Genomic DNA, 25,419 nt, shown 5'->3' on the forward strand with positions numbered 1-25,419 from the left:
CGTCGAACAGCCCGAGGTCGTCGCGGAAGTGGGGTCAGGCATGAACGACAAGCGGCGCAAGCTCAACCGTTTGCTGGCCGACCCGGGTGTGGGCATGATCATCGTGGAGCACCGTGATCGCCTTGCCCGTATGAACGCGGGATTGATCAAAAGCGCGTTGAAGGCACAGGGGCGCAGGCTCATCGTCGTGGACGACAAGGAGCTGGACGATGATCTGGTGCGGGACATGACCGAGGTGCTCACGTCGTTGTGCGCGCGCCTGTACGGCAGGCGCGCCGCCGGGGACAAGGCGAGGGCCGCGTTGAAGGCGGCGGAAGATGCTTGAGGCGGTGAAGGTGGTGCTCGATCCCACGCCACGGCAGGAACGCTTGCTGGAGGGTCATGCAGGCGCGGCGCGCTTCGCCTATAATCTCATGCTTTCACATGTGCGGTCACAGTTGGCGCGCGGCGGGAAGGCGGATTGGTCGATGTACGCGATGCGGCGTTGGTGGAACGAGTGGAAGAACGAGATCGCGCCGTGGTGGGCCGAATACAGCAAGGAGGCGTACAACAGCGCGTTCGAATCATTGGCGGCCGCGCTGAAAAACCATTTCGACTCGAAGACCGGCGGGCGCAAGGGAAAGCGCATGGGCTGGCCGAGGTTCAGAAGCAGGCGTCGCACCACGCCACGGTTCGTGTACACGACCGGCTCGTTCGGCCTTGTCGAGGGCGATCCGAAACGGTTGAAACTGCCCCGCGTCGGCCGCGTGCACTGCATGGAGGACATCGGCCGACGGGTCGGGGACGCGAAAGTGGTGCGCATGAGCGTGTCCAAACGGGCGGGACGCTGGTATGCGTCCCTGACCGTCGAACGCGACGCCCCGACCGCACCCGCTGCCCCTAGGGGTGGCGGTGTCGGCGTGGACTTGGGTGTCAGGGCCCTCGCCACGCTCTCCGACGGCACGGTGGTGCCGAATCCTCGTCATATGAGCGGGAGCCTTCTCCGACTCGCTCATGCGCAACGCGTCCTGAGCCGACGCAGGGAGGGGTCGAACCGTTGGCGGAAGGTCAGGACCCGCGTGCAACGCATCCACGCACGCATCGCCGACCAACGACGAGACGGGCTGCACAAGCTCACCGATATGCTCACACGCACCTACAGGGACATCAGCATAGAAGACTTGAACGTGGAGGGCATGGTCAGCAACCACAGGCTCGCGCGAGCCGTGTCAGACTGCGGGTTCGCCGAACTGCGCCGCCAACTCGCGTACAAAAGCGCGCGCACCGGCGCGGCCATCCATATCATCGACCGTTGGTATCCATCAAGCAAGACGTGCTCGAACTGCGGAACAGTGAAAGCCAAGCTGTCCCTAAGCGAACGCGTCTACCATTGCGACAAGTGCGGGCTTGACATGGACCGCGACCTGAACGCGGCCATCAACATCATGGTCGCCGGGAGTGCCCCGGAGACCCTAAACGCACGCGGAGGGGACGTAAGACGCGACCGGCGCAAGCCGGCCGCGCGGACCCCGGCGAAACGTGAACCAAGCAGCGGCGCGAGCCGCGTGAGACTTGGAGCTGGCCTCGACAACGAGACCATGCAAACTACCACAAACTAGTTTGCAACGGCGTGCAGCGGAGGCGAACGCGCGCGGCGAACGCGAACGGCATGGCATCGGCAGGGCGTCAGTTCGTCGGGTGCTGTCATATGCATCTAACGATTACGCACATGGCATAATGTGCACGTGTCGCAAACGTCGTATAGCGTGCGATTCACCCATCGCGTCCCACTATTTGGATTGGTCAAATATGTGTCGAATGTCGTATTTCTTGATCTTCGTGTCTGCCACGATGTGCAAACGTATTCATGAACGACGTCCCAAAAACAGTGGCGGGACACCATGTTAAGGGCTTCATAAAATCGCGGCTCCGCGTTATCCACAATGAATCCGCGCATATGTGGATAAGTGGAAAGTTATCCACAAATGGACATTCAATCGTGCAACCGTTGGCATTTTGTCGCGAAATACGCTAGATTCGTGTTCGACGGGACGACCCGCCGGACCTCTGGCCCGCCCGGGAAGGCGGTCGTCCGTCAACGCATAAAGGAAGTTGTAAATCGGGAATATGGTTCCACGCCTGCGCGGCCACGGCCGTGGATGCGCGGGGGATTCCCCGGGCGGGAGAAGCGGAAGGGGTCAGGCAATGAGTGCCAACGAAGACTACCGGGACGACGAGTTCGACGAAGCCGACAACGCGGAGGTCCTCGACCTCGGGTTGGCGGCGTTCTACGAGGAGATGGACGAACGCAGCTGCAGGGAGTTCGACGAGGCAGTTGAACGCGACCGCCGGCGCGCGGAACGTGCGCGCATCGAGGATCTGCGGGCCGTCGGCCGCATGCAGCGCGACGCGAGGCGCCGGCCGCTGCCGTCCTACGACGGCGACATCCCGCTGGCGGTGCGCGACGAATCCCTGCACTACCACGTGCAGCTATGCTTCGAGCACGAGTACACCGACGCCTACATCCGCAATCTGGTGATGCAGGTCTGCCGCACCGCCTGCGCCGCGATCGAGGTCATGCGCGCACGCCAGAGCGGCAGTTCGCTCGCGAAGTACGTCAAGCCCGAATGCATCAGGCGCATCGAGACGATGCGCTCGGTCCTCGCCGGCAATCCCAACCTGCTGCCCGCGCCCGCGCTCAAGATGCGCTACGCGCCGGTCATGCCTCATCTCGTGCACGCGATGATGCTCAACGAGGAAACACTGGAGATCTCGCTGCACATCTCGCTCGGCGCGACGCCCCACTGCGGCAACATGAGGCTCGTGCGCCAGGGTGCGCGTTGGGTGTGCGACATGATCGACCTCGGCTGAGGCCGCATATGCTCGGCCGTGCGTTATAGTGGGAGGCATGCTCAGGGAATACGGACTCGACAATATCTACGTGACCACGCAGAAGGACACGGTGTACGCACTGCTGTCGGACCGTGCGATCGCCGATCCGGACGACATCATCGCCCAGTGGAAGGACGAGAGGACCCGCCAGTGGAACGACGTGATGGCTGGGGAGATGCTCGCCCAGGTGCGCAGCGTCGCCAAGGGCCTGATGGCCCTTGGCGCCAAGCAAGGCACGATGGTCGTGCTGTATTCGGCCACGTGCTACGAATGGGGCGTCCTCGACTTCGCGTGCGCGGCGATCGGCGCGGTGTCGGTGCCGATCTACGAGACCGATTCGCTCAAGCAGGCGGCGTCGATCATCGAGGAGGTGGAGCCGCTCATCGCCTTCGGCGGCGACGAGGAGCATACGCATACGCTCGACTACATCGCGGCCGACCATCCGGGGCTCAAGCACGTCTTCAACCTGAAGAACGGAGCCCTGGACGCGCTCATCAACTACGGTGAGGCGCTCGACGACGACGCGCTCGACGAAGCGATCGGCCGCGTGCGCGCCGACGACCTGCTGACGATCGTCTTCACGTCGGGCTCGACCGGTAGGCCGAAGGGTGCCATGCTGTCCCACCGCAACTTCACGCACATCGTCAAGAACGGCTACGAGATCCTTCCTGAGATGCTCTACGAGCCGAACCGTCTGCTGCTGTTTCTGCCGCTGGCGCACTGCTTCGCGCGCTACATCCAGTACACGGCCATCGGCGGCCACGGCGTCGTCGGCTACGTGCCCGGCGCCAAGCACCTGCTCGCCGACCTGCGCGGCTTCAGGCCGACCTACCTGCTCGGCGTCCCGCGCGTCTTCGAGAAGGTGTACAACGCCGCGTCGCAGAAGGCGGGTACCGGCATGCGTGGCCGCATCTTCGCGAACGCCTTCAAGCATTTCGTCGCATGGTCGAAGATGGAGGTCGAGCATAAGCGGCCGTCGGCCATCATGCGCATGAAGCACTCCTTCTACATGGGCACCGTCGCCTCGTCGTTCCGTTCGGCACTCGGACCCAACCTGCGCTATCTGGCATGCGGCGGCGCGCCGATCAACACCGACCTCGTGCATTTCTTCAACGGCATGGACGACATCACCTTTATCCAGGGCTACGGCATGACGGAGACGGCCGCGCCGATGGTCGTCAACTGGCAGAAGGCGAACCGTCCGGGCTCGGTCGGCAGGCCCGGCCCGGGCATGGCGATCCGCACCGCCGAGGACGGCGAGATCGAGGTCAAGGGACCGAACGTGTTCCTCGGCTACTACCGCAACCCCGAGATGACCGACGAGGTCCTCGAGCCGAGCGGCTGGCTGCACACCGGCGACCTCGGCACGATCGACGACGAGGGCTTCCTGTACATCACCGGCCGCAAGAAGGACATCATCATCACGGCCGGCGGCAAGAACGTCTCCCCGGCGCCGATGGAGGGCACGATCTGCGAATGCTCGATCGTGGCGCACGCCGTCGTCGTCGGCGACAACCGTCCGTTCGTCGGCGCCCTCGTGACGCTCGACCCGGAGATGACGCCGTCGTGGCTCGCCGAGCAGGGGCTCGACCCGGACATGCCGATGGGGGACGTCGCCAACAGCGACGCCGTCCATTCCTTCATCCAGCAGTACGTGGACCGGGCGAACGCCGACGTCTCGCGTGCCGAATCGGTGCGCAAGTTCATCGTGCTGCCGCACGATTTCAGCCTCGAGGAGGGCACGATGACCGCGAGCATGAAGGTCGTGCGCCCCAAGGTGCTCGCGCAGTACGACGAGGTGATCGAAGGGGAGTTGTACGCCCCGGTGGCGCCCGTGGTGCGCGCGAACGTCGGTATGCAGATCCTCGAGAGCACGACCGAGACGGTCAAGAAGGCCGGGGAAAGCGTGCGCGCCGCCTCCGAGAACGTGACGCCGCGCGTGCGTCAGGCGATCGGCAACGTCCATGAACGGTTCGGCGAATGGCGCGACGAGCACACCGACGCCGCGCAGGACGCCGACGCCGCGAAGGACGATGCTGCCGCGAAGGACGACGCGTCCGCCTCGCGCTGACCGAAACAAGGCGTCGCCGGACGTGATGAATCATCAATCAGGAACCAACAAAGCAACGAAAGAGGAGCATACCAGTGGCAATCCGTGAAATACGAGTCGTCCCCGACCCGGTCCTGCGCACACCGTGCGATCCGATCACCGAGATCACGCCGGCGGTGCGTCGCCTCGTCGAGGATCTGCTCGACACCGTCGACGACCCGGGCCGTGCGGGCCTGTCCGCCAATCAGATCGGCGTGGGGCTGCGCGCCTTCTCCTACAACATCGACGGCACCGTCGGCTACGTGCTTAACCCGGTGCTCGAGGAGACGCGCGGCGAGCAGTACGGCGACGAGGGCTGTCTGTCGCTGCCGAGCCTGTGGTACAAGACGCGCCGCGCCGACTACGCGCGCGTGCGCGGCATCAATCTCGACGGCAACGAGGTCGTCCTTGAGGGCGACGGCATCATGGGACGCATGCTCCAGCACGAGACCGACCATCTCGACGGCCACGTCTACATCGATCGGCTCGAGAAGGACGAGCGTCGCGCCGCGATGCGCCGCATGCGCAGCATGAACTCCTGACCGTCCGAGCCACGGACGGATGCGCCCCTCGCGGAACCATTGATTCTGGGAGGGGCGCATGGTATATTCGTCAACGGTGTGCCAATCGGCGTACCGTGCTGTCGCACGCATGGGTCGCCACCAGACATTTCCTATTGCGGGCGCACCACGACAACGCGTCATGTGGGCGACGGCTTGTGTCGGTCGGTCGGACCCTTCGGGGCGAGATTGCACGCAATGCCGCATGGCCAGGCAATAACCGACAAGAAAGGTAGCGATACCATGGCTCAGATCACGATGAGCGAGATGCTCAAGGCCGGTCTCCAGTTCGGACACCAGACCCGCCGTTGGAACCCGAAGATGAAGCAGTACATCCTCACGGAGCGCAACGGCATCTACATCATCAACCTGTTCAAGACGCTCGACCTGATCGACGTCGCCTACGACTTCATCAAGACGACCGTCGCGCATAACGGCACGGTGCTGTTCGTCGGCACGAAGAAGCAGGCTCAGGAGGCCATCAAGACCCAGGCCACCCGCGTGAACATGCCGTACGTCTCCGAGCGTTGGCTCGGCGGCATGCTGACCAACTTCCAGACCGTCTCCAAGCGCGTCACCCGTCTCAAGGAACTCGAGGAGATGGACTTCTCCGACGTGCACGGCTCCGGCCTGACGAAGAAGGAGCTCCTGCTCCTCGAGCGCGAGAAGGACAAGCTGGAGAAGCAGCTCGGCGGCATCCGCAACATGAACCGCACGCCTTCCGCGATGTTCGTCGTGGACGTCAACAAGGAGGCCCTCGCGGTCGAGGAAGCCCACAAGCTCGGCATCCCGGTCGTCGCGATCGTCGACACCAACGCCGATCCGGAGACCGTCGAGTACCCGATCCCGGCGAACGACGACGCGATCCGCGGCATCGAGCTGCTGACGACGCTCTTCGCTGACGCCGTCGCCGAAGGCCTGCTCGAGCGTTCCGGAAAGAGCGCACAGAGCGAAGGCACCTCCACCGAGCAGCCGATGGCCGCCTGGGAGAAGGAACTGCTCGAGAACACCGACCGTGAGAACGCAGTCGTCACCGAGAGCGCCGTGCTCAAGGACGACGAGGCCGAAGGCGCCTCCTCCGAGGCCGCCCGTTCGGACGCCCACTTCGAGGCGTCGCAGGCCGAGCAGGACACCGAGTCCAAGTGATCCCAAGCGTTCGGCGGCGCATCACGCAGCCGAACGCTTGCCTCCATATACTTTTCCGTTTCAACCAAGGAGACATCAATGGCAGCAATCACCGCAGCATTGATCAAGCAGGTCCGCGAGGAGACCGGCGCCGGCATGATGGACGTCAAGAAGGCGCTCACCGAGGCCGAAGGCGACGTCGCACGCGCGAAGGAAATCATCCGCGCCAAGGGCATCCAGGCCGCCGGCAAGCGTGAAGGCCGCAAGGCCCAGGAAGGCACGATCGCGTCGACCGTCGTCGATTCCGCGAACGGCCAGACCGGCTACGCCGTCGAGCTCAACTCGGAGACCGACTTCGTCGCGAAGACCCCGAAGTTCGTCGACTTCTCGAACACCGTCCTCGCCGACGCCGTCAAGGCCGACGCGAACAGCATCGACGACGTCCTCAACGCGCCGTCCGCCGACGGCGACGTGAAGACCGACATCGAGGAGGCCGCCGCCCTGTTCGGCGAGCACGTCAAGGTCGGCCAGTTCGCGAAGATCACCGGCCCGCGCGTTGAGATCTACGCCCATAAGAAGTCCGCCGAGATGCCGCCGAGCATCGTCGCGATGATTGCGACCGACGAGGCCGGCGCCGCCGTGGCCCATGAGGCCGCGCTGCAGATCTCCGCGATGGGCGCCCGCTGGCTCACCCGCGAGGACGTCCCGGAGGACGTCGTCGAGAGCGAACGCCGCGTCGCCACCGAGAAGTCGCTCGCCGAAGGCAAGCCGGAGAAGATTGTCCCGAAGATCGTCGAAGGCCGCCTCAACGCGTTCTTCAAGGAGAACGTGCTGCTCGAGCAGGCCTACGTCAAGGATCCGTCGAAGACGATCGGTGATCTGTTCAAGGAGGTCGGCGGTCAGGCCCTCGCCTTCGCCCGCCTCGAGGTCGGCAAGGGCCCGGAGGCCGACGTCGACTGACACAATCAGGGTTCCGGCGCATGCGTATGATCGCGCCGGAACCGCCGCACTGGCGATTTGCCGATGCGGCGGATGGGGCCGCACGCCATGACGGCGTGCGGCCCCATCCGCGTTTCCGGCCTGCGCCGCCGGGTGGTGTCAAACGCCACCGATACTCTAAAAGACGGTATTTTGCGATCCATCGACGAGGAAGGCATGATATGGCAGAGGAAACGACGCAAACCGAACCGCGCAGGGTGTTGCTCAAGCTCTCGGGGGAGGCCTTCGGCGGCGGCAGCGTCGGCATCGACACCGGTGTCGTGCGGCGCATCGCCTCCGAGATCGTGCCGGCCGTCGAAGCCGGCGTGCAGGTGGCGATCGTCACCGGTGGGGGCAACTTCTTCCGCGGCGCCGAACTGCAGCAGGCGGGCATCGATCGTTCCCGCGGTGACTATATGGGTATGCTCGGCACCGTCATGAACTGCCTCGCGCTGCAGGACTTCCTCGAGCAGGAAGGTCAGGCGACGCGCGTGCAGACGGCGATCACGATGGGGCAGGTCGCCGAGCCGTACATCCCGCTCAAGGCGATCCGCCACCTCGAGAAAGGCCGCGTCGTCATCTTCGGCGCCGGCGCCGGCATGCCATACTTCTCGACCGACACTGTCTCGATCCAGCGTTCGCTCGAGATTCACTGCGATGAGGTGCTCATGGGTAAGAACGGCGTCGACGGCGTCTACACCTCCGACCCGCGCAAGGACCCGGACGCAAAGCGCTTCGCGCGCCTGAGCTACAAGCGCGCGCTCGTCGACAACCTCGCGGTTATGGACGCCTCGGCGATGGCGATGGCGCGTGACAACGACCAGCACATCCGCGTGTTCGGGCTCGAGGCGCCCGGCGACGTCACCCGCGCGTTGCTCGGCGAGTCGATTGGTACGCTGGTGTCCAACGGGGAGTCGCAGCTGGCATGAACGCCGTGTGACGCCCACGACGCCGACAACAGGTTTCATCAAAGGAGAACAAACATGGCAAATCTTGTGGATCAGGCCAAGGCGCAGATGGCGAAGTCCGTCGAATCGACGAAGGAGAACTTCTCCGGCATCCGCACCGGCCGCGCCAACCCGGCGCTGCTCAACGGCATCGTCGTCGAATACTACGGCGCGCCGACGCCGCTCAAGTCGGTTGCCACGATCGGCGTGCCGGAGCCGCGCACGCTGTCCGTGACGCCCTTCGACCCGTCGCAGGCGAACGCCGTCGAGAAGGCGCTGCGCGACTCCGACCTCGGCGCGAGCCCGCGCCGCAACGGCGCGCAGATCCTGCTGACGATGCCGGAGCTCACTGAGGACCGCCGCAAGGAATACGTCAAGCTCGCCAAGACGAAGGCCGAGGACGGCAAGGTCGCCGTGCGCAACATCCGTCGCAAGACGAAGGAAGCGATCGACAAGGCCGTCAAGGACGGCGAGATGGGCGAGGACGAGGGCGATCGTCTGCTCAAGGATCTCGACAAGGTCACCAAGCAGATCACCGATGAACTCGACGCCCTGCTCGAAGGCAAGCAGAAGGAGATCATGGAGGTCTGATCCTCCCTGAGACGATGCGCCTGCGCGCGACCGCCACGGCTTCAAGCGACGCCCGGCGCGCAGGCGCATCCTTGTTGTGCACCGGGCGGACCCCGCCGGTGCACGTCGTCGCGCATGTTCCCGAAGGAGGGCCATGATGCCGCATATGCAGCAATCCCGTGAGGCCGAAGAGAAGCTTCAGCAGATCAACAAGAGGACCGGCAGGAACATGCCGCAGGCCGTCGCCACGGCCGTTGTTCTCATCGTGATCATCCTCGCGTGCCTGTTCATCAGTCCGATGCTGTTCGCGCTCCTCGTCGTCGTCTTCATGCTCCCCGCGCTGTGGGAGCTGCGCGTGGACTTCGCGACGCGCGGCCTGCGCATCCCTGTGCTCACGCTCTGGATCTGCTCGACGGCGACGCTGCTCTCCGTCTACTTCTGCGACCGCCATGTCGTGGCGATGGCCGTCGGCGTGCTGGCGTCGCTGCTCGTCGTCGCCGTCACGGCGAGCCTGCAGATCACGCTCAACGGGCGCACATCGAAGGTCGTCGCCGGCAAGGCAACGACCGCGACGCCTGCACAGGCGCAGTCGCGCGCCGACGAGCCGCACAGCCGCCTGACGCAGGTGGCCGTCTCGATGTTCACCGTGCTCTACATTCCGCTGCTCGCTTCGTGCATCATCATGCCGCTCACCTTCAACGGGCATCCGGTCGCCCATGCGATCCTCATCGTGTTCATGCCGGCGCTGAGCGACACCGGCGGTCTGTTCGCCGGCGCGTGGTTCGGCCGGCACAAGCTGTGTCCGACGATCTCGCCAAAGAAATCGGTCGAAGGTCTGCTCGGCTCGATCCTGTTCGCGATGGCCGGCTGTTTCGCCGTCTTCGCGTGCACCTACGAGGCGCCGATGTGGGCGTCGCGCTGGTGGGTGCCGATCGTCGCCGGCGTCATGATCGGCGTCGTCGGCACTTTCGGCGACCTGTGCGCGTCGCTGATCAAACGTGATCTGGGCATCAAGGACATGGGTCACCTGCTCAAGGGGCACGGCGGCATCCTCGACCGCGTCGACTCCATCCTGCTGTGCGCGCCGTTCATCTGCGTGCTGCTGTGGATGACCGGTCTGTGACGTCTGAGCGCCGCGCACCGTCTGAACCATCACGATTCCCCGAGGAAAGCCGATTCCATCATGAACTCCAACGACACCTTCCGCCCCGCCGCGCATCCGCATGACGACGCGGACAGCGGCATCACGCCCGGCGGCACCACCGGGGCGTTCCGCGACGTGCTCGCGAAGGACCACGCTCGACGGGGCAAGCCGCCGCTGCATTTCGCCGACATGACCGTCGACGAACGCGAGGAGCGCGCGAAGGAGCTCGGCATGCCGAGGTTCCGCGTCAAGCAGCTCGCCAACCACTACTACGGTCGTTTCGACGCCGACGCCGCCGATTTCACCGATCTGCCGGCGGCGCTGCGCGAACCGGTTCAGGAGGCGTTCTTCCCGATACTGATCGACGAGGTGACACGTCAGGTGGCCGACGACGGGCAGACAATCAAGACGCTGTGGAACCTGTTCGACGGCTCGAAGATCGAATCGGTGCTCATGCGGTATCCCAACCGCACGACGCTGTGCATCTCGTCGCAGGTCGGCTGCGGCATGGGCTGCCCGTTCTGTGCGACCGGCCAGCTGGGGCTGACGCGCAACATGTCCACCGGCGAGATCCTCGAACAGGTGCGCATCGCCGCCGGCATGATGGCGCGCGGCGAGGTCGCGGGAGGTCCGGGGCGTCTGAGCAACGTCGTGTTCATGGGCATGGGCGAACCGATGGGCAACTATCGCGCCATCGTCTCCGCGGTGCGTCAGATCGGCGCGATGCCGCCCGACGGCTTCGGCATCTCGACGCGCAACATCACGGTCTCGACCGTCGGCGTCGTCCCCGGCATCCGCCGCCTCGCGCAGGAGGGGCTGCCGGTGCGCCTCGCCGTGTCGCTGCACGCGCCGAACGACGATCTGCGCGACGAGCTCGTGCCGATGAACAGGCGCTTCAACGTCGATCAGGTCCTCGACGCCGCGCATGACTACTATCTGGCGAGCAAGCGGCGCGTGAGCATCGAATACGCGCTGATGCGCGGCATCAACGACCAGGAGGTGCACGCGCGCCAGCTCGCGAACAAGCTCAACCACTACGGCGACAACTGGGCGCATGTCAACCCGATCCCGCTCAACCCGATCGAGGGGTCGAAATGGACGGCGTCGAAACCCGAGGACGAGGCGAGGTTCCTTGAGATCCTGCATGACGCCGGCATCACCGCGACGCTGCGCGACACGCGCGGCCAAGACATCGACGGCGCCTGCGGACAGCTCGCCGCCAAGACGATCGACATGACGATGCCGCAGCGTTCCTGAGCGCCCGCAGGCCGCGAAGGCCCGCCCATCCACGAACGGATGGGCGGGCCTTCATCGTGTCGGCGGCCGAAATCGGCCCTGCGCAATCGCCGGAACTTGCGCCGAAGAGGGACGCTAAGTAATGTAACAACTGTTACGTAACACCTGTTACATTATGTTCCGCGCGTTGAAGTACGCGCGGGGAGGGAGGCCGCGATGCCGCGCGCACAGCAATACACACGCGAGCAGATTGTCGAATCCGCCTTCGCAATCGTGCGTGAGGACGGGGAGGATGCGCTGTCCGCGCGTTCGCTCGCCGCACGCCTCGGTTGCTCGGTGCGTCCGATCTTCAGCCGCTTCGCCGGCATGGAAGAGGTGCAGCACGCCGTCTGGCGGCGAGCGAACGAGACGTACAACGCCTTCGTCACCGACGCGATGGAGCGCGGCGCCGACCGTCCGTATCTGTCGAGCGGCCTCGCCTACGTCGACTTCGCCAGACGCGAGCCGCAGCTGTTCGCGATGCTGTTCATGCGTCCGCGTACCGACGAGGAGATGAGGCAGGCCGAACGTGACGTCGAGCCGATCGTGGCGATCGTCGCCCGCCAGCTCGGCGTCACCGAGGCACGGGCCCTCGAATTCCACACGCAGCTGTGGGTGTATGTGCACGGCCTCGCCACGATGATCGCCACACGCTACCTCGACTGGGATGCCGACTTTGTCGAACGCTCCACGTCGCAGGTCTACCGGGCGCTCAAGGCGGACCTCGAATCCGGAAAGGAAGCATGAGATGGATGCGATACGCACCGTCGATCTGACGAAACGGTACGGCGACCTCGTCGCCGTCGACCATGAGAACATCACCGTCGCCGAGGGGAGTCTCTTCGCGCTGCTCGGCGTCAACGGCGCCGGCAAGACGACGACGATCTCGATGCTCACCGGGCTGACGCGCCCGACGAGCGGCGACGCCTACCTGCTCGGCAAGTCGATCCTCAAGGACGGCGCATGGATCCGCGAGCGCATCAACGTCGCGCCGCAGGAGACGGCCGTCGCGCAGAACCTTACGGTCCAGGAGAACCTCGAGCTCATCGCCGGCATCTACGGGCAGCCGCATGCGAAGGCCGTCGCGAGCGCGCGCCACGTCATCGACGTGTTCTCGCTCGCCGACGTAGCCTCGCGGCGCGCGTCGGCGCTGTCGGGAGGCATGCGCCGACGTCTGAGCATCGCGATGGGGCTCATCACGTCGCCGAAGATCCTGTTCCTCGACGAGCCGACGGTCGGTCTCGACGTGTTCGCGCGCCGGGAGCTGTGGAAGGTCATCGCGTCGCTCAAGGGCAGCACGACGATGCTGCTGACGACGCATTACCTCGAGGAGGTCGAGACGCTTGCGGACATGGTCGCGATCATGGTCGCCGGCAGTGTCGTCGCAACCGGCACCGTCGAGCAGCTCAAGGAGAAGACGGGCGCGTCCACGTTGGAGGACGCGTTCGTCGCGTTGGCGGGAGGTGCACGATGAGCGCGCGCAGGGTGTGGCTGTTCTCAGTGCGTACGGTCAAGGAGGTGCTGCGCGATTCGGTGAACCTGTTCTTCGGCATGGCCTTCCCGGCGCTGCTGCTGTGGGCGTTGTCGGTCATCTACCGTCAGGTCGGTCAGATGCCCGGCGCGCGTGCCATGTCGATCGGCGATCTGACGGCGTCGATCGCGGCCTATGCGCCGGTGTTCCTGTCGTTGTTCTCGGGGATGCTGCTGGCGAAGGACCGTACGTCGAGCTTTCTGGCGAGGTTGTTCGTCTCGTCGATGACGTCGGCGGATTTCATGTTCGGCTATACGGTGCCGATGCTCGTCGTCTCGCTTGCGCAGTCGCTTGTCACGTTCCTGTGCGCGGGCCTGTTCGGCTGGCATGTCTCTTCGCGTCTGCTGCTGGGCGTCGTGGTCGTGCTGCCGGTCGCGCTCATGTATACGGCGATTGGGCTGCTGTGCGGCTGTGTGATGAGCGATCGCGCGGTCGGCGGCGTGTGCGGGGCGATGCTCACGACGCTGGCCTTCATCCTGTCGGGAGTCACCGTGCCGTTGGCGATCATGGGGGAGACGTTCCGCCGTATCGTGCAGGCGTTGCCGTTCTATCATGCGACGCAGGCGGTCGTCGCGGCGCTCGACGGCGCCGACGGTCAGATCTGGCCGCATCTGTGGATCGTGTGCCTGTATGCGCTCGTGTGCATGGCGGCGGCCGTCGCCGTCTTCGCGTGGCGCAGGCGGGAGCGCTGAAGGCGGCGGAGATGCCCTGTCGGCGGCGTGGTCACAGGGGTCGATGTGAAGATTCGTTGAAGGCGTCTTACAGTGAGACCGTCGACGGTGCCTTCAACGTGCACCCCGCTACAATGCCCATGGACATAATCGGGGTGCGCGGCCGGGCCGCATGCCCCGTGCAGGCATGACGAGAAACGAGCATCGTATGGGTGGAGCGCACGCGAGAAGGTCGCCGGCGGCGGGCGGCCGCGCGCGTCGGCGACGGGGGAGGAAGGCCGGAGCCGGCATGGCGGCGCTCGGCGGCGGCGCGGCGCTCGTGCTCGCGCTGGGCTTCCTCGGCGGATGGCAGGCGAAGGCGATGAGTGCGCCTCCCGTACTGCAGGCCGCGCCCGCGGCGACAATCGATGTGCGCGGCGCGGACGGCGACGGGGAGGTCGAGGAGGCCTCGACTCAGACGAGCGCGACGACGAAGCGGCCGACGATCGAATCGGTTACGGCGGTGCACGCGACGGACGACGCGCAGGGCCGCGCGACGGTGCTGCTCACCGTCGAATGGGAGAACACGACGGCGTACACGACAGGGCTGGTGCCGACCTTCACTGTCTCGCAGCACGGCATCGTGCTCGAACAGGCCGCCTACGGCGAAGAGAGGCCGGCTGGTTTCGAGGACGCGTCACGCTTCCGCAAGGTGCTTCCCGGCACGAAAACATCGATCCAGCTCGCCTATGTGCTCCTCGACGCGGCGGCGCCGGTGCTGCTGCAGGTGACGGACGGCACACCGAACACCTTCGGCAGCGAGATCGCGCTCGAGATGCGCTGACGCACGCCATGCCGGCGCGCGCCGTTCAGCGCCGGTCGCGGCGTTCGGCGATCGCGTTCGTGACGATCGACGCGATTGCGCACAGCAGGCCGCCGATGACCCACGACATCCAGAACATGCCTTTGGGGCCGCCGTCGAAGAAGAACAGCATCGAAAGGCCCACAATCGTCGCGACGATCATGATCGTGCCGCAGATTGCGCCGTTGACGCCCTCGACCGTGTCCATGCTGCGGCTGCGCTCCTCGCGGATCGCCGCCTTGTTGTACTCCTCGACGTTCACGCGCGCGTAGTTCATGCCACCGTACGTGCATGCGGCCACGCCGCCGGCGACGATCATCATGAACAGCGCGACCGGCCATCCCTCGTCCATGTGCATGACGCCGTCGGCGTAGACCATGAAGCCGCAGGCGATGAGGATCAGGCCGACGCCGAAGATGAGGCTGACCGCGAGCGTGTGCGCCGCCTGACGGCGGTCCTCGCCGGTGTAGAAGTCCTCGACGAAGGGGTGGCGGCGCATGAACTCGGCGTGGCCCAGACCCGCGGGCACGAAGAACGCGAGCGCGACGAGCACGCCGATCGAGATGCACAGGAACACGAGGAATTCGCCGATCGAGGCCGACACCGGCACGCTGTTGTCGCCGTCGAACAGCAGACCGACGCCGACGCCGAAGATGACGGCGAAGACGCCGGCGCAGATCTTGCGGTCGAAGGAACGCATGTGCTCGTCATAGCCGGTGATGTCCTGCGGCAGCGCGGACGGCTCGGCGAGCATCGTCGCGCCGGCGCCGACGGGCGCTTTTGGGCGTTCGTCCCCGGTGTCGTCGGCCGCTGCGGTCTCGGCGCGTCCGTCGCGCACGTCGCCGATGACGAGATCGTCGAGCGTCACGCCGAACAGGTCGCACATCATCAGCAGCTTGTCCATCTCCGGATAGGCCTTGTCGCCCTCCCATTTGCTGATCGCCTGTCTCGAGACGCCGAGCAGCATCGCGAGCTGCTCCTGCGTCATGTTGCGTTGGGCGCGCAGGTACTGCAGATTGTCCCTGAAGGTCATGTCCGTGTCCTTTCCTGACCGTGGCCGTATCGACGCTACCGTCGTCGGCTCCATGGCACCAACTATGCCCGGTATGCGAAAGCCGCGCTACCACCTTTCGGTTGCATCGGCGGATGCAACCGTCGACTTCCGCGGCAACCTGCGGTTGCATCCGCGCGGTTCCAACGATTTCGCGTCCCGGAACGGCTCGGGGATGCAGGCCCGGCCGTTTCGGCATGCGGTCGCGTGGGCGGCGCGTGCGGCGCGTTGTAACAGGGAATCGGTACGCTGGTGGCGTTCCGTGTTGAGTCAGCAACGATTCGAAAGAGGTGCGACCATGCCGTTGGCGGTCCGTGTTATCCCATGTCTCGACGTCGACGCCGGACGCGTCGTCAAAGGCGTCCACTTCGAGAACCTGCGCGATGCGGGCGACCCGGTCGAGCTCGCCGCCGAATACTACCGTCAGGGCGCCGACGAGCTGACCTTCCTTGATGTGACCGCGTCGAGCTCGCATCGCCAGACGATGATCGACGTCGTCACGCGCACCGCCGAGCAGATTTTCATCCCGCTGACCGTTGGCGGCGGCGTACGCACGCCCGAGGACGTTGATTCGCTGCTGCGCTGCGGTGCCGACAAGGTGGGCGTGAACACGGCTGCGATCAACGATCCGACGCTGATCTCCCGCGTCGCCGAACGATTCGGCAACCAGGTGCTCGTCCTGTCCGTCGACGCGCGCCGCGAGCGCGGCGAACGGCATACGCGTTCGGGATTCGAGGTCACGACGATGGGCGGACGCAAATCGACCGGCATCGACGCGCTGTGGTGGGCGAAGCGCGCCGAGGAGCTCGGCGCCGGCGAGATCCTGCTCAATTCGATGGATGCCGACGGCACGCAGCAGGGCTTTGACCTTGAGATGATCCGTGCGATGCGCGAGGTCGTCTCGATCCCCATCATCGCCTCGGGCGGCGCGGGCAAGGCCTCCGACTTCCCGCCGGCGGTCGCGGCCGGCGCCGACGCCGTGCTCGCCGCGTCGATCTTCCATTACGGCAAGGTCACGATCGGCGAGGTCAAGGACGCACTGCGCGCCGCCGGCTACACGGTGCGCTGAGCGTGCGCGGCATGCGCGCGTATGATGATGTGGTCTGTTGTTCGCGAACGATGATATGGGAGCATGATGGGCAGCGAAGCTGAGAAGACCTACGACAATTTCGTGATGCTCGACCCGCGCATCAAAGCGCGGCTCAAGTACGACGACAAGGGGCTCGTGTGCGCCGTCGTCCAGCAGTACGACACCCGTGAGGTGCTCATGGTCGGCTACATGGACGACGAGGCGCTGCGCCGCACGCTGACAGGCGGCCGTGTGACGTTCTGGTCGAGGTCCCGCCAGGAGTATTGGCGCAAGGGGGACACCTCCGGCCATGTGCAGTACGTGAAGTCGGTGAGCCTCGACTGCGACGGCGACGCGCTGCTCGTCGAAGTCGACCAGGTCGGCGCGGCGTGCCACACCGGCAAGCGCAGCTGCTTCGACGAGGGCGGTCCGCTGCCGGCCGTCGTCGGCATGCGCCCCGAAGGACAGGAGGAGCAGGCATGAGCGTCAACAGCGTGTCCGATCTGGGCTGGGGGGAGACCTGGCCGAGCCGTGAGCGCTTCCATGCACTGGCGGCCGAAGGTTACCGTATCATCCCGATCGTGCGCAGGATCCTCGCGGATTCGCTGACACCGGTCGGCCTGTACGAGCGTCTCGCCGGACGACGTTCCGGCACCTTCATCCTCGAATCGGCCGAGACGAGCGGCACATGGAGCCGCTACAGCTTCATCGGCGTCGATTCGATGGCACAGCTGCGTTCGAACGGCGGGCGCGCCGACTGGCTCGGCACGGTGCCTGCGGGCGTGCCGCGCGACGGCGACGTCATCGACGTGGCGCGCGCGACGCTCGACGTGCTGCATGCGCCGCGGATCGACGGTCTGCCGAACCTAACGGGCGGCCTCGTCGGCAACGTCGGCTGGGACGTGATCCGCCATTGGGAGCCGATGCTGCCGGCGAACGCGCCCGATGAGACCGGGCAGAGCGAACTGACGCTCGCGCTGGCCACCGACATCGCCGTCGTCGACCACAAGAACGGCTCGGTGTGGCTCATCGCGAACGCCGTGAACGTCGACGACCGCCCCACGCGCGCCGACGCCGCCTACGACGAGGCGGTCGCCCGCGTGGAGCTCATGCAGGTGCGGGCGGCCACGCCGACGCAGGACGAGTTCCGCGTCGACGTGCTCGATCCCTCGATTCCGCAGCCCGAACTGCGGTTCCGGACGAGGAAAGAGGACTTCCTCGCGATGGTGGAGCGTTCGCGACGCCACATCATCGACGGCGACGTGTTCCAGGTCGTCGGCTCGCAGCGTCTCGACATCGACTCGCCGGCCGACCCCTTCGACGTCTACCGTGTGCTGCGCACGCTCAACCCGAGCCCCTACATGTACTTCATGACGCTCACCGACGCGCAGGGCCGCGACTTCAACGTCATCGGCTCGTCGCCGGAGACGCTCATCAAGGTCGATGACGGCCTGGCGATGAGCTTCCCGATCGCCGGGTCGCGTCCGCGCGGCGCGACGCCGGAGGAGGACGAGCGGCTGCACGACGAGCTGCTCGCCGATCCCAAGGAGCGCAGCGAGCACATTATGCTCGTCGATCTGGCGCGCAACGACCTGAGCCGCGTGTGCGAACCCGAATCGGTCGAGGTCGTCTCGCTGATGGACGTGCTGCGCTACAGCCACATCATGCACATCTGCTCGACGGTCACCGGACGGGTGCGCCCCGACATGACCGTCATGGACGTGTTCACGTCGGCGTTCCCGGCCGGAACGCTCTCCGGAGCGCCCAAGCCGAAGGCGATCGAACTGATCGACCGGATGGAACCGGCCGACCGCGGCATCTACGGCGGCACCGTCGGCTATTTCGACTTCTCCGGCAACATGGACATGGCAATCGCGATCCGCACCGCCTTCATCCGCGACCATCAGGCCTCGGTGCAGGCAGGCGCGGGGCTCGTGCTCGACTCGGTGCCTGAGACCGAATGGATGGAGACGCGCAACAAGGCGGGCGCGAGCGTCGAGGCGATCAAGATCGCCGCGCAGCTGCGCCGCGTGTGACCGAAGGTCGCGCGGGAGATCTTCGATGTCCCGCGGATCAATAGCTCGTCAGGCGAGAGGCCCCGCCGTCCGTAACGCTACGGACGGCGGGGCCTCTCGCCTGACGAGCTGATCGCGGACGCGCTCACTCGCCGAGGATGGCGTGCACGTGCTCGCGCAGCGCGGGTACGACGGTCTCGTCAAACCAGGGATGCTCGGTGCGCCAGATGTCGGTGCGGCCGGAGGGATGCACGATCGGGAAGTACTTCGGCAGATATTCGCGGAAGTTCTTCACCGTGTCCTCGAGGCGCGCCTTCGACCATTGGTCGAGGTAGTACTTCACGGCATAGGAGCCGGCGAGGATCGTCAGCTTCACATCCGGCAGCAGCTTCATGATCTCCGGGTGGAACGTCGGTGCTACCCATTCGCGCGGCGCCTCCATGCCCTTGTCGCCGTACGCATCGCCCAGATAGTAGAAGTCCATCGGCACGAGCGCGAACTTGCCCGAATCGTAGAACGTGGCCTTGTCCACGCCGAGCCATTCGCGCAGTGTGTCGCCGCTGCGGTCGTCCCAGCACAGGCCGCGGGTCTGCGCGTCCAGGCTCGGCGACTGGCCGACAATCGTGATGAGTGCGGTGGACGGCGCCGAGAAGATCGGCTTCTCTCCGCGTTCGGTGAACTGCGCGTCGCGCGGGTCGTCCTCGATTTGCTTGGTGATCGATGCTATCGTTTCCATGACTCTCCTTATGTTCGCCCTACCCACCGGCATAGCACGTCCGCCGCGCCGCCGTCGGCGAATGCGACGCGCTTGCGCCGATAGCGTCATATGTCCCCTCTCCGTTCACACGCCGTTGGCGGTGCGCCAGTCGGCGAGCGCGGCATGCATGCGCATCCAGCGCCGCTCATCGGCGAACGACGCGTCGATCGAATTCCCGGCGAGCGCGGCGAGGCCGTCGAGTGACATGCCCGCGTCGGCGAGCGCCGCATAGTTGGCGGCGACGTAGCCGCCGAAGTAGGCGGGGTCGTCGGAGTTGATCGTGCACACGATGCCGTCGCGCACCATCTGCGGCACCGGATGCTTGCGCATGTCGTGCACCACCTGCAGCCGCAGATTTGACAGCGGGCAGCAGGTGAGCGGTATCCGGTCGCGCACGACGCGCGCCTGCAGCTCGGGGTCGTCGAGGATGTGGATGCCGTGGTCGATGCGTTCGGCGTGCAGCAGGTCGAGCGCTTGGCGGATGTAGTCGGCGGGACCCTCCTCGCCGGCATGCGCGACGGCATGCCAGCCGAAGGAGCGTGCGCGGGCGAACTGGTCGACGAACATGGACGGCGGATACCCCGCCTCCGCGGAGTCCAGACCGATGCCGAGGATCTCGCCGCGGCGCGGCTCGGCCATGTCGAGGATGCGGTCCGCCGACTCCACGCTCATGTCGCGCACGAGGCTCAGCATGAGGCCGCCGGTGACGCCGTAGCGTTTCCGGCCTGCGCGTAGGCCCTCCAGCAGGCCGTCGAGCACTGTGTCGTAGGGCACGCCGTTCGAGAACACGTGCACTTGCGGATCGAAGAAGATCTCGGCGTGCATGACGCCGTCGCGCGCCGCGCGGGCAAGATAGGCGAGCATGAGGTCGCGGAAGTCGTCGGCGGTCCGCAGCGTCTTCGTCAGCGCATAGTAGAGGTCGAGGAAGGATTGGAGGTTCTCGAAGCGGTACTGCGCGCGCAGCTCGTCGATCGTCCTCCACGGCAGCGCCACGTCGTTGCGTCGGGCGAGCTTGAACGCGAGTTCGGGTTCGAGCGTGCCCTCAATGTGCAGATGGAGCTCCGCCTTCGGCATCGTCGCGAGCGCGGCGTGCATGTTGTCTGTGTCGGTCATCGTTGTCCTTTCCTGTGTGTTCCGTGTGACGGCGCGGGACGGCGCCGGATATGCGAAGGGCGGGCGTGATCGTGCGCGATCACGCCCGCCCTTCATGGACGGATCGGAAAACCCGAATCAGTCGTCGAGGTCGAGCTGGCGGCCGAAGCGGTCGTTGAGTTCAACCTGATCCTCGGTGGCCTTCGCCTCTTCGGCGGCCGCCTTGCCTTCGGCCTTGTCCTTCTTGTCGTCGGCCCTGTCGGTGACCTTCTCGAGCTTGGCCTGCGGATCGTCGGCGGCCTTGACGATCTTCTCGTCCTCCTTGGCGATCACCTTGGCGGCATGCTCCTCGGCGCGCTCGGCGCGCTTCTCGTCGCGGTTCGCCTCATGCTCCTCGTGGCGCTCCTCCATGTGATCCTTGAATTCCTCGAAGTGTTCCTTGATATCTGCCATAATCGGCTCCTTTCGCCATACGGTACGGGCTACGTCCCATTAGACCACCGTCGGTGGTGGCTCCGGATGCTTTTCCACTCTCAAGTGAAACTTTTCCGGCGCGGATGATGTCGTGTTAGGCGTGTCGTGCGGCCGCGACCACCATTCAGACGCCGACATGCGTTCGTCATCCGCCATCCGTTAGAGTGTCCCCTGACGGGAAGGACCCGTCTTCGCCATCGCATCCCCAAGGAGGAGCATGTCGGTTTTGGATGAACTGGTAGCGGGCGCGCTCGAGGATCAGCGCGACCGTGCACGTGTCACGTCGCTGGACGAGCTCAAGGCCATGGCGGCCTCGGCTCCGGCCCCGATGGACGCGAAGCGATGGCTTAGGCGCGGCGACGGCGTACCGGTGATCGCCGAGATCAAGCGCGCATCCCCGTCCAAGGGCTCATTGGCGGATATCGACGACCCGGCCTCGCTCGCCCGCGAATACGAGCGCGGCGGCGCATCCGCGATCTCGGTGCTCACCGAAGGACGCCGCTTCCTCGGATCGCTCGACGATCTGGACGCCGTGCGCGCCACGGTCGACATCCCGGTGCTGTGCAAGGACTTCATCGCGACCGACTACCAGATCTGGGAGGCGCGTGCGCACGGGGCGGACATCGTCCTGCTCATCGTCGCCGCGCTCGACGACGACACGCTCGGCCGTCTGCTCGCCCTGACCCATGAGCTCGGCATGACGGCGCTCGTCGAGACGCACACGCGCGAGGAGATCGAACGGGCGGTCACGGCCGGAGCGCGCGTCATCGGCATCAACGCGCGCAACCTCAAGGATCTGCGCGTCGATGTCGGCAGGTACGCGCAGCTCGCCGACGGCCTGCCCGACGACGTCATCAAGGTGGCGGAATCGGGAGTCTTCGGTGAAACGGAGGCCGAGGACTACGCGCGCGCCGGCGCCGACGCCGTGCTCGTCGGCGAAGGCGTGGCCACGGCCGACGACCATGAACTCGCAGTAGCACGTCTAGTGAAAGCAGGAACCAAGGTGAAGGCCTCGGAAGCACAGCCGCTCAGCACCCATCACGGCCCGTATTATGGCCAGTTCGGCGGACGGTACGTCCCCGAGGCGCTCGTCACCGCGCTCGACGAGCTCGAACGGGTCTACGAGGACGCCAAGCGCGACCCGGAGTTCCACAAGGAGCTCGCTCGCCTTAACAAGCAGTACGTGGGACGTCCCTCGCCGCTCACCGAGGCGCCGCGCTTCGCCGAACGGCTGCGCGAACGCACCGGCCTCGACGCGCGCGTCTTCCTCAAGCGCGAGGACCTCAACCACACCGGCGCACACAAGATCAACAACGCGATCGGCCAGGCGCTGCTCGTCAAGCGCATGGGCAAGACGCGCGTCATCGCCGAGACCGGTGCCGGCCAGCACGGCGTCGCGACGGCCACGGTGTGCGCGATGCTCGGCCTCAAATGCCGCATCTACATGGGGCAGATCGACGCGCGCCGCCAGGCGCTCAACGTCGCGCGCATGCGCATGCTCGGCGCCGAGGTCGTCGAAGTGACGCTGGGCGACCGCATCCTCAAGGACGCGATCAACGAGGCGCTGCGCGACTGGGTGACCAACGTCAAGGACACGCACTACCTGCTCGGCACCGTCGCCGGACCGCACCCGTTCCCCGAGATGGTGCGCGACTTCCAGAAGGTCATCGGCGAGGAGGCGAAGGAGCAGCTGCGCGACTGGTACGGCATCGACCATCCGGACGCGGTCTGCGCATGTGTCGGCGGCGGCTCGAACGCGATCGGCATCATGAACGCCTTCCTCGACGACCCGCGCGTCAACCTCTACGGCTACGAAGCGGGCGGCGACGGCCCTGAATCGGGACGCCACGCGATCCGCTTCGCGCCGGGCACCGGCGAACTCGGCATGTTCCAGGGCGCGAAGAGCTACCTGCTCGAGAACGACGAAGGACAGACGCTCGACACCTATTCGATCTCGGCGGGCCTCGACTACGCGTCCGTCGGCCCCGAGCACGCATGGCTCAAGGAGATCGGCCGCGTCAACTATTCGTGGGCGACCGACGGCGAGGCGATGAGCGCGTTCAAGGACCTGTGCGAGACCGAGGGCATCATCCCGGCGATCGAGTCCTCGCACGCCGTCGCCGGCGCCTACAAGGCGGCCGCCGACCTCAAGGCGAAGGGCTACGAGCATCCCGTCATGATCATCAACATCTCCGGCCGCGGCGACAAGGACATGAACACCGCGGGCAAATGGTTCGGCTATCTGACCGACGAACAGAGCAAGGCACTGGAAGCGAATGGAGCACAGGGTAACAATGCGTGAGACGATCGAAATCATCGAGAACGGCGACGGCTTCGTCGCCGACGTGACCGCGACGGCGACCACCCCGTCGGGACAGCCCCTCGGCATCTCGCACCGACCGAGCCCATGCCGCAGGCTGTTCGACGAGTACAAGGTGCAGAACATGCCGGCGTTCATCGGCTACCTGCCCTTCGGATTCCCGGACCCGGACCTGTCTCTCGAGGCGTTCCGCACGATGGTGGACAACGGCGTCGACATCGTCGAGATCGGCCTGCCGTACTCCGACCCGGTCATGGACGGCCCGGTCATTCAGGCGGCGAGCCAGATCGCGCTGCGCAACGGCGAGCGCATCGCCGACGTGTTCAAAGCCGTCGAGACGGTCGCGAACGCCGGCGGCGTGCCGCTCATCATGAGCTACTGGAACCTCATCTTCCACTACGGCGTCGAACGCTTCGCGACCGACTTCGCGAACGCCGGCGGCGCGGGCCTGATCACCCCAGACCTGATCCCCGACGAGGCGGGGGAGTGGATCGAGGCCTCCGACCGTCACGGGCTCGACCGCATCTTCCTCGTCTCGCCGGATTCGACCGACGAACGCCTGCGCGTTGTCGCCGAGAACGCGCGCGGATTCGTCTACGCTGCCGCCCGCATGGGCGTGACCGGTGAACGCGCGACGCTCAACGACTCCTCGCGCGAACTCGTCGAACGCACGCGTGCCGCCGGCGCCGAGAACGTCTGCGTCGGCATCGGCGTTTCGACGCCCGCGCAGGGCGCTTCCGTCGGCCAGTACGCGGACGGCGTCATCGTCGGCTCGGCGCTCGTGCACACGCTGCTCGACGAGCACGGCGACGTGCGCGACCCCGTCCAGGGACTCGGCGCGCTGGCGAACACGACGGCCGCACTGGCCGACGCGATCCACGGCTGCCGTCGCTGAACCGCCGGGCGACACCCACACGGCGCGCATCCTTCCGGGCATGACGGCCCGAAGGATGCGCGCCGTCGCCGTATCGGCGGCGGACGCACCTGTTGCTACCATCGGGACCATGAACCTTGCCTACATCCCCTCGCCGACGGTCTCCCAATTCCACATCGGCTCGCTGACGATCCACATCTACGCGCTGACGATGCTGCTCGGCATCGTCGCCGCCGTGTGGATCACGAGCGTGCGATGGAAACGCTACGGCGGCACCTTCGACCAAATCCTCGACACGGCGCTCGTGGCGGTGCCGTGCGGCATCGTCGGCGCACGCCTCTACCACGTCGTCACGACGCCGGAACGCTTCTTCGGGCCGAACGGCGACTGGGTGGAGATCTTCCGCATCTGGAACGGCGGTCTCGGCATCTGGGGCGCGATCGTGCTCGGCGCGCTCGGCGCATGGGCCTGGGTGCGCCATAAGCATTATCCGATGGCGCTGCTCGCCGACGCGATCGCGCCCGCGCTGCTCGTCGCCCAGGCCATCGGACGCCTCGGCAACTGGTTCAACCAGGAGCTCTACGGCAAGCCGACGACGATGCCGTGGGGCCTCAAGCTCAACACCGCCGGCTCCGCGATCGGCAACGCCGAGCAGTGCTACGACGGCGCGACCTGCCCGACCGGCACGCTGTTCCATCCGACCTTCCTGTACGAGATGATCTGGAACCTCATCGGCGCGGCGCTCATCATCTGGATCGGCCGCAAGACTGTGCACACGCTCAAGGCCGGATCGCTGTTCGCGCTCTACGTCATCTGGTACACGGCTGGACGCACCTGGATCGAGATGCTGCGCATCGACTTCTCCCACGAATTCCTCGGCCTGCGCGTCAACGTCTGGGTCTCGATCATCGTCTTCATCCTCGGCATCGTCGCCTTCGCCGTCATCCAACGCGTGGGCAAGCCCACGCCGCTGCTCGCCGAGAAGCTGCGCACCGTCACCGAAATCGAGGAACGCGCGCACGCCGACCACGACGCCGCGTCCGCGCACGGCGGCCGCGGCGCGCACGGCACGACGAATGGCGCGACCAACGACGCGAGAGACGACTCAGCCGACGACACCAAGGACGACGGCGGCCGCGACGACTGAGCCGCGGGGCCCGCAGAC

25 protein-coding genes are annotated in these 25,419 nt (G+C 66.0%); 21 read left to right on the forward strand and 4 right to left on the reverse strand.

The window, feature by feature from the left end; translation table 11 throughout:
- The 15 genes from G606_RS0106340 to G606_RS0106410 form a co-directional block, all read left to right on the forward strand.
- Positions 1-325, forward strand: a 325-nt coding sequence (locus G606_RS0106340) for an IS607 family transposase (protein WP_026645252.1), incomplete at its 5' end; no start/stop codon positions are given.
- Positions 318-1,598 (forward strand): IS607 family element RNA-guided endonuclease TnpB, encoded by a 1,281-nt coding sequence (tnpB, locus tag G606_RS0106345; RefSeq protein ID WP_026645253.1) that lies wholly within the window; start codon positions 318-320, stop codon positions 1,596-1,598. The genes G606_RS0106340 and tnpB, both read left to right, overlap by 8 nt.
- A gap of 586 nt (positions 1,599-2,184) precedes the next feature.
- Entirely contained in the window at positions 2,185-2,850 is a 666-nt protein-coding gene (locus tag G606_RS0106350; protein ID WP_026645254.1) for an Rv3235 family protein, read from the forward strand.
- Between the two features lie 37 nt (positions 2,851-2,887).
- Complete coding sequence (locus G606_RS0106355; protein WP_026645255.1) at positions 2,888-4,942, forward strand: AMP-dependent synthetase/ligase; 2,055 nt, start codon at positions 2,888-2,890, stop codon at positions 4,940-4,942.
- A 74-nt stretch (positions 4,943-5,016) separates the two neighbouring features.
- A complete protein-coding gene (locus tag G606_RS0106360; RefSeq protein ID WP_026645256.1) occupies positions 5,017-5,502 on the forward strand; it encodes a peptide deformylase in 486 nt (161 codons plus the stop codon).
- Between the two features lie 261 nt (positions 5,503-5,763).
- Positions 5,764-6,666: a 30S ribosomal protein S2 gene (gene rpsB, locus G606_RS0106365; RefSeq protein ID WP_026645257.1), complete on the forward strand. Its 903-nt coding sequence runs from the start codon at positions 5,764-5,766 to the stop codon at positions 6,664-6,666.
- A gap of 78 nt (positions 6,667-6,744) precedes the next feature.
- Entirely contained in the window at positions 6,745-7,605 is an 861-nt protein-coding gene (gene tsf / locus G606_RS0106370) for a translation elongation factor Ts (RefSeq protein ID WP_026645258.1), read from the forward strand.
- Positions 7,606-7,805: 200 nt separating this feature from the next.
- Complete coding sequence (gene pyrH, locus G606_RS0106375; RefSeq protein ID WP_026645259.1) at positions 7,806-8,552, forward strand: UMP kinase; 747 nt, start codon at positions 7,806-7,808, stop codon at positions 8,550-8,552.
- Between the two features lie 54 nt (positions 8,553-8,606).
- Positions 8,607-9,161, forward strand: a complete 555-nt coding sequence (gene frr / locus G606_RS0106380) for a ribosome recycling factor (protein WP_024541293.1) — start codon at positions 8,607-8,609, stop codon at positions 9,159-9,161.
- Positions 9,162-9,294: 133 nt separating this feature from the next.
- Positions 9,295-10,263, forward strand: a complete 969-nt coding sequence (locus G606_RS0106385) for a phosphatidate cytidylyltransferase (protein ID WP_026645260.1) — start codon at positions 9,295-9,297, stop codon at positions 10,261-10,263.
- A gap of 60 nt (positions 10,264-10,323) precedes the next feature.
- Complete coding sequence (rlmN, locus tag G606_RS0106390; RefSeq protein WP_026645261.1) at positions 10,324-11,541, forward strand: 23S rRNA (adenine(2503)-C(2))-methyltransferase RlmN; 1,218 nt, start codon at positions 10,324-10,326, stop codon at positions 11,539-11,541.
- A gap of 195 nt (positions 11,542-11,736) precedes the next feature.
- Positions 11,737-12,306, forward strand: coding sequence for a TetR/AcrR family transcriptional regulator (locus G606_RS0106395; RefSeq protein WP_026645262.1), 570 nt, complete (start codon positions 11,737-11,739; stop codon positions 12,304-12,306).
- Between the two features lies 1 nt (position 12,307).
- On the forward strand, positions 12,308-13,033 hold the full coding sequence (locus G606_RS0106400; protein ID WP_026645263.1) for an ABC transporter ATP-binding protein: 726 nt from the start codon (positions 12,308-12,310) through the stop codon (positions 13,031-13,033).
- A complete protein-coding gene (locus G606_RS0106405; protein WP_026645264.1) occupies positions 13,030-13,782 on the forward strand; it encodes an ABC transporter permease in 753 nt (250 codons plus the stop codon). Before G606_RS0106400 ends, G606_RS0106405 begins: the two co-directional genes overlap by 4 nt.
- A 187-nt stretch (positions 13,783-13,969) precedes the next feature.
- The gene (locus tag G606_RS0106410) at positions 13,970-14,584 is read left to right on the forward strand and encodes a DUF5067 domain-containing protein (RefSeq protein ID WP_196800011.1); all 615 of its coding nucleotides are present in this window, start codon (positions 13,970-13,972) and stop codon (positions 14,582-14,584) included.
- A gap of 25 nt (positions 14,585-14,609) precedes the next feature.
- Here G606_RS0106410 and G606_RS0106415 read toward each other — a convergent pair whose 3' ends face one another.
- Complete coding sequence (locus G606_RS0106415) at positions 14,610-15,635, reverse strand: helix-turn-helix transcriptional regulator (RefSeq protein ID WP_024541300.1); 1,026 nt, start codon at positions 15,633-15,635, stop codon at positions 14,610-14,612.
- A gap of 316 nt (positions 15,636-15,951) precedes the next feature.
- Here G606_RS0106415 and hisF point away from each other — a divergent pair, with 316 nt between their 5' ends.
- The 3 genes from hisF to G606_RS0106430 all read left to right on the forward strand — a co-directional run bounded on the left by hisF (position 15,952) and on the right by G606_RS0106430 (position 18,758).
- Positions 15,952-16,722 carry an imidazole glycerol phosphate synthase subunit HisF gene (gene hisF / locus G606_RS0106420; RefSeq protein WP_026645266.1) on the forward strand — a complete coding sequence of 257 codons (771 nt, stop codon included), beginning with the start codon at positions 15,952-15,954 and terminating at the stop codon, positions 16,720-16,722.
- 66 nt (positions 16,723-16,788) lie between these two features.
- Positions 16,789-17,205: a phosphoribosyl-AMP cyclohydrolase gene (hisI, locus tag G606_RS0106425; protein ID WP_026645267.1), complete on the forward strand. Its 417-nt coding sequence runs from the start codon at positions 16,789-16,791 to the stop codon at positions 17,203-17,205.
- Positions 17,202-18,758, forward strand: a complete 1,557-nt coding sequence (locus G606_RS0106430; RefSeq protein ID WP_026645268.1) for a chorismate-binding protein — start codon at positions 17,202-17,204, stop codon at positions 18,756-18,758. Before hisI ends, G606_RS0106430 begins: the two co-directional genes overlap by 4 nt.
- Positions 18,759-18,882: 124 nt before the next feature.
- Here the strand turns inward: G606_RS0106430 and G606_RS0106435 are convergent, their stop codons facing one another.
- The 3 genes from G606_RS0106435 to G606_RS0106445 form a co-directional block, all read right to left on the reverse strand.
- Entirely contained in the window at positions 18,883-19,473 is a 591-nt protein-coding gene (locus G606_RS0106435; RefSeq protein WP_026645269.1) for a uracil-DNA glycosylase family protein, read from the reverse strand.
- 105 nt (positions 19,474-19,578) lie between these two features.
- Positions 19,579-20,607, reverse strand: coding sequence for an adenosine deaminase (locus G606_RS0106440; RefSeq protein WP_026645270.1), 1,029 nt, complete (start codon positions 20,605-20,607; stop codon positions 19,579-19,581).
- A 117-nt stretch (positions 20,608-20,724) separates the two neighbouring features.
- On the reverse strand, positions 20,725-21,039 hold the full coding sequence (locus tag G606_RS0106445; RefSeq protein WP_026645271.1) for a hypothetical protein: 315 nt from the start codon (positions 21,037-21,039) through the stop codon (positions 20,725-20,727).
- A gap of 238 nt (positions 21,040-21,277) precedes the next feature.
- Between G606_RS0106445 and G606_RS0106450 the strand changes: the two genes are divergently transcribed.
- The 3 genes from G606_RS0106450 (at position 21,278) to lgt (ending at position 25,401) form a co-directional block, all read left to right on the forward strand.
- Positions 21,278-23,362 (forward strand): bifunctional indole-3-glycerol phosphate synthase/tryptophan synthase subunit beta, encoded by a 2,085-nt coding sequence (locus G606_RS0106450; protein ID WP_026645272.1) that lies wholly within the window; start codon positions 21,278-21,280, stop codon positions 23,360-23,362.
- Between the two features lie 43 nt (positions 23,363-23,405).
- The gene (gene trpA, locus G606_RS0106455) at positions 23,406-24,275 is read left to right on the forward strand and encodes a tryptophan synthase subunit alpha (RefSeq protein ID WP_026645273.1); all 870 of its coding nucleotides are present in this window, start codon (positions 23,406-23,408) and stop codon (positions 24,273-24,275) included.
- A gap of 109 nt (positions 24,276-24,384) precedes the next feature.
- Positions 24,385-25,401: a prolipoprotein diacylglyceryl transferase gene (gene lgt, locus G606_RS10165; RefSeq protein WP_081664098.1), complete on the forward strand. Its 1,017-nt coding sequence runs from the start codon at positions 24,385-24,387 to the stop codon at positions 25,399-25,401.
- The last annotated feature ends 18 nt before the right edge of the window (positions 25,402-25,419 follow it).

It is taken from the genome of Bifidobacterium sp. AGR2158 (assembly GCF_000424225.1).
Classification (GTDB): domain Bacteria; phylum Actinomycetota; class Actinomycetes; order Actinomycetales; family Bifidobacteriaceae; genus Bifidobacterium; species Bifidobacterium anseris.

Excerpts from the sequence above, each read along its gene's own strand:
- tnpB (WP_026645253.1), top strand. The coding sequence starts at position 318 with ATGCTTGAGGCGGTGAAGGTGGTGCTCGATCCCACGCCACGGCAGGAA.
- G606_RS0106350 (WP_026645254.1), top strand. The coding sequence starts at position 2,185 with ATGAGTGCCAACGAAGACTACCGGGACGACGAGTTCGACGAAGCCGAC.
- G606_RS0106355 (WP_026645255.1), top strand. The coding sequence starts at position 2,888 with ATGCTCAGGGAATACGGACTCGACAATATCTACGTGACCACGCAGAAG.
- rpsB (WP_026645257.1), top strand. The coding sequence starts at position 5,764 with ATGGCTCAGATCACGATGAGCGAGATGCTCAAGGCCGGTCTCCAGTTC.
- tsf (WP_026645258.1), top strand. The coding sequence starts at position 6,745 with ATGGCAGCAATCACCGCAGCATTGATCAAGCAGGTCCGCGAGGAGACC.
- pyrH (WP_026645259.1), top strand. The coding sequence starts at position 7,806 with ATGGCAGAGGAAACGACGCAAACCGAACCGCGCAGGGTGTTGCTCAAG.
- frr (WP_024541293.1), top strand. The coding sequence starts at position 8,607 with ATGGCAAATCTTGTGGATCAGGCCAAGGCGCAGATGGCGAAGTCCGTC.
- G606_RS0106385 (WP_026645260.1), top strand. The coding sequence starts at position 9,295 with ATGATGCCGCATATGCAGCAATCCCGTGAGGCCGAAGAGAAGCTTCAG.
- rlmN (WP_026645261.1), top strand. The coding sequence starts at position 10,324 with ATGAACTCCAACGACACCTTCCGCCCCGCCGCGCATCCGCATGACGAC.
- G606_RS0106395 (WP_026645262.1), top strand. The coding sequence starts at position 11,737 with ATGCCGCGCGCACAGCAATACACACGCGAGCAGATTGTCGAATCCGCC.
- G606_RS0106400 (WP_026645263.1), top strand. The coding sequence starts at position 12,308 with ATGGATGCGATACGCACCGTCGATCTGACGAAACGGTACGGCGACCTC.
- G606_RS0106405 (WP_026645264.1), top strand. The coding sequence starts at position 13,030 with ATGAGCGCGCGCAGGGTGTGGCTGTTCTCAGTGCGTACGGTCAAGGAG.
- G606_RS0106410 (WP_196800011.1), top strand. The coding sequence starts at position 13,970 with ATGGGTGGAGCGCACGCGAGAAGGTCGCCGGCGGCGGGCGGCCGCGCG.
- G606_RS0106415 (WP_024541300.1), bottom strand. The coding sequence starts at position 15,635 with ATGACCTTCAGGGACAATCTGCAGTACCTGCGCGCCCAACGCAACATG.
- hisF (WP_026645266.1), top strand. The coding sequence starts at position 15,952 with ATGCCGTTGGCGGTCCGTGTTATCCCATGTCTCGACGTCGACGCCGGA.
- hisI (WP_026645267.1), top strand. The coding sequence starts at position 16,789 with ATGGGCAGCGAAGCTGAGAAGACCTACGACAATTTCGTGATGCTCGAC.
- G606_RS0106430 (WP_026645268.1), top strand. The coding sequence starts at position 17,202 with ATGAGCGTCAACAGCGTGTCCGATCTGGGCTGGGGGGAGACCTGGCCG.
- G606_RS0106435 (WP_026645269.1), bottom strand. The coding sequence starts at position 19,473 with ATGGAAACGATAGCATCGATCACCAAGCAAATCGAGGACGACCCGCGC.
- G606_RS0106440 (WP_026645270.1), bottom strand. The coding sequence starts at position 20,607 with ATGACCGACACAGACAACATGCACGCCGCGCTCGCGACGATGCCGAAG.
- G606_RS0106445 (WP_026645271.1), bottom strand. The coding sequence starts at position 21,039 with ATGGCAGATATCAAGGAACACTTCGAGGAATTCAAGGATCACATGGAG.
- G606_RS0106450 (WP_026645272.1), top strand. The coding sequence starts at position 21,278 with ATGTCGGTTTTGGATGAACTGGTAGCGGGCGCGCTCGAGGATCAGCGC.
- lgt (WP_081664098.1), top strand. The coding sequence starts at position 24,385 with ATGAACCTTGCCTACATCCCCTCGCCGACGGTCTCCCAATTCCACATC.